This window comes from Roseovarius sp., assembly GCF_018066915.1.
Lineage (GTDB): Bacteria > Pseudomonadota > Alphaproteobacteria > Rhodobacterales > Rhodobacteraceae > Roseovarius.
In genome coordinates, this window is the sequence record NZ_JAGPVV010000125.1 from 1 (window position 1) to 3,057 (window position 3,057).

Annotated in this window: 4 protein-coding genes; 2 read left to right on the top strand and 2 right to left on the bottom strand. The window is 62.1% G+C overall.

The features are described 5' to 3' along the window. On the bottom strand, positions 1 to 402 hold a 402-nt coding region (locus KBT70_RS06835; protein ID WP_296630249.1), incomplete at its 3' end, for a tellurite resistance TerB family protein. A 121-nt stretch (positions 403 to 523) separates the two neighbouring features. Here KBT70_RS06835 and KBT70_RS06840 point away from each other — a divergent pair. Together KBT70_RS06840 and KBT70_RS06845 are read left to right on the top strand one after the other, a co-directional pair. Continuing rightward, complete coding sequence (locus KBT70_RS06840) at positions 524 to 2,098, top strand: lysine--tRNA ligase (RefSeq protein WP_296630252.1); 1,575 nt, start codon at positions 524 to 526, stop codon at positions 2,096 to 2,098. A 61-nt stretch (positions 2,099 to 2,159) separates the two neighbouring features. Continuing rightward, positions 2,160 to 2,558: a cytochrome c gene (locus KBT70_RS06845; RefSeq protein ID WP_296630255.1), complete on the top strand. Its 399-nt coding sequence runs from the start codon at positions 2,160 to 2,162 to the stop codon at positions 2,556 to 2,558. Positions 2,559 to 2,607: 49 nt separating this feature from the next. Here KBT70_RS06845 and KBT70_RS06850 read toward each other — a convergent pair. Continuing rightward, the coding region (locus KBT70_RS06850) for an OmpA family protein (protein ID WP_296630257.1) at positions 2,608 to 3,057 on the bottom strand (450 nt) is incomplete at its 5' end.

The following is a 3,057-nucleotide window of genomic DNA, read 5'->3' on the forward strand; positions in this document are numbered from 1 at the left end:
CGCGCCACGCTCGATAGCGGCTGCATGCAGCCGGTCGATGTTGAGCTCGTAGCGAATTTCCTCGAGCAGGCGCAACTCCCGCTCGTTCAGCGTGCCATCCGCCGCCGCCACATCACAGGCGAGAGCATAGGCCGTCTCAAAAAGACGCTCGGGCAGATTGGCGCGCACGAGGCCGAAGAGCGCATCAAGCCCCTCTTCCACCGTAAAGAGATCGAGCACGGTCTGCGACATCACCCGCAGCCGGTCCAGATCGTAATCGGCAAAGATCGGCAGGTTGTTTACCGTGCTCTCGATCTTGATGAGTTCAGCGGTGCGCATGTCCTCATCCGAGGCCGAGACGGCAATCATCACCGCCACAAGGCAATCCTGCGGTGTGAGCGGGTGGGGCATCGGGTCTGACATGTGCGGGCCTTTCGCGCGGGGCTATGTTGCGGTGCAGAATATTGACTGTCACGCCCCCCGGCAATAGGAAGCGCAGATGCCGCGCCGGGATTTCGGCGGGGCGCAACCTGGAGTGTGACCGATGTCCGAACTGCGCGACGCCGCGATGAATTCGAAAGCCTGGCCTTTTGAAGAGGCGCGCCGCGTGCTCAAACGCTATGAAAAGGCACCGCCAGAGAAGGGCTATGTGCTCTTTGAGACGGGCTATGGCCCCTCTGGCCTGCCGCATATCGGCACCTTTGGCGAGGTGCTGCGCACCACAATGATCCGCCGCGCTTTTGAGGTGATCAGCGATATTCCAACCCGGCTCATCTGCTTTTCCGACGATCTCGATGGCATGCGCAAGGTGCCGGGCAATGTGCCCGACCGCGAGATGCTGATGGAGCATCTGCAAAAGCCGCTGACCTCTGTGCCGGACCCCTTTGGCACGCATGAGAGCTTTGGCCACCACAACAACGCCATGCTGCGGCGGTTTCTCGACACCTTCGGGTTCGAGTATGAGTTTTATTCTGCCACCGAATTCTATCGGTCTGGCCAATTCGACGCCGTGCTCTTGCGCGCCGCCGAACGATATGACGCGATCATGAAGATCATGCTGCAATCGCTGCGCGAAGAGCGGCAGCAGACCTATTCGATCTTTCTGCCCATTCATCCCGAAACGGGCCGCGTGCTCTATGTGCCGATGAAAGAGGTGAACGCCAAGGATGGCACCATCACCTTTGACGACGAGACAGGGCGCGAATGGACCCTGCCTGTCACGGGCGGCAATGTGAAACTGCAATGGAAGCCCGATTTTGGTGCCCGTTGGGCGGCACTCGGCGTGGATTTCGAGATGTATGGCAAGGATCACTCGACCAACACGCCGATTTACGACGGCATCTGCCGCGCGCTGGGCGCGCCCGCGCCAGAGCATTTCACCTATGAACTCTTCCTCGACGAGAGCGGGCAGAAGATCTCGAAATCCTCGGGGAATGGCGTGTCGATTGATCAGTGGCTGACCTATGCCGCCACCGAGAGCCTGTCCTATTTCATGTATCAAAAACCCAAGACCGCCAAGCGGATGCATTTCGATGTGATCCCCAAGGCGGTGGACGAGTATCACCAGCAATTGCGCGCCTTCCCCGAACAGACGTTGGAGCAGCAACTGGCCAATCCGGTCTGGCATATCCACGGCGGCAATGTGCCCGAGAGCCGGATGGTCGTGCCCTTCTCGATGCTGCTCAACCTCGCCTCGGTCTCTGCTGCCAAGGACAAGGAAACGCTCTGGGGCTTTATCCGCCGCTATGCGCCGGACGCGCGCCCGGAAACCCATGCCGATCTTGATGCCGCCGCAGGCCATGCGGTGCGCTATTACGAGGATTTCGTGGCCCCCGAGAAGGTCTACCGCGCGCCCAGCGATCTGGAGCGCGAGGCGCTGATGGACCTGCGCGATCAACTGGCCGCTTATGACGGCCCGGCCGAGGATGAGGCGCTGCAATCCATTGTCTACGCGGTGGGGCGTGATCGGTTCGATCCGCTGCGCGACTGGTTCAAGGCGCTTTACGAGGTTCTGTTGGGGGCCTCGCAGGGGCCGCGCTTTGGCGGGTTCATCGCCCTCTATGGCGTGGCGGAAACTGTGGCGTTGATCGACAAGGGGCTGGCGGGCGAGTTGTCCTGATCAGGGCCGTTGCGCGGCCTCGGTGCTCTTGCTACCCTTGGCGAAAACAAAGGGGCGAGCGATGCGTATCTTGGCAATTCTGACCGCAGCAGGGGTTGCTGCCTGTGCAGCGACCCAATCCATGCCCGACGCGGGCGAGGGGGCGGCGATCTATGACGCCAACTGCGCCCAATGCCATGGGGCTTCGGGCAAGGGCGATGGGCCATGGTCAACGGACCTTACGCCGCGCCCGGCGGATTTGACGCAACTCTCGAGCGATGGCGTATTCCCGCGCGCGCGTGTCCTGTCGGTGATCGACGGTTATGACCGAACGGGCCTTCCGGGGCAGGAGATGCCGGAATTCGGCCTGCTGCTCGAGGGGGAAACCGTGCCGCTCGATGTCGGTGATGGTGTGCTCACGCCCACGCCGCGCCCGCTTGCAGCGCTGATGGCCTATCTCGAGTCCATCCAGACCAAATGAAAAGGGGCTGACCGAGCCCGGTCAGCCCCCTTCCGTTCTTCAGGAACCGTCAGGAATTCGGCAGGATCACGATCTCGACACGGCGGTTCTGTGCCTTGCCCTGACTTGTGAGGTTCGAGGCAACCGGCTGATCCTCGCCGCGGCCAAAGGCACGGATGCGGCCATAGGGCACGCCGCCGCTGGCCAGAACATCCGCGACCGCGTTTGCACGCCGTTCGGACAGGCCCTGATTGTATCCGGCATCGCCATCGCTGTCGGTATGGCCCACGACCTGAACGGTTGTGTTGGGGTAGGCCTGAAGGCTCTGCGAGACCTTGAAGAGGTCATCACGCAGGGCAGGGGCCACGGTGGCCCCGTCCACCGGGAAGAGGATGTCTTGCGGCATGGTCAGAATCAAGCGGTCGCCGGTATTGACGATCCGCACATCGCTGTCGAGTTGCGGGCGCAATTCCGCCTCTTGCCGGTCCAGCGCATTACCGATGGCGGCACCGCCCACGGC

Excerpts from the sequence above, each read along its gene's own strand:
- KBT70_RS06845 (WP_296630255.1), top strand. The coding sequence starts at position 2,160 with ATGCGTATCTTGGCAATTCTGACCGCAGCAGGGGTTGCTGCCTGTGCA.
- KBT70_RS06840 (WP_296630252.1), top strand. The coding sequence starts at position 524 with ATGTCCGAACTGCGCGACGCCGCGATGAATTCGAAAGCCTGGCCTTTT.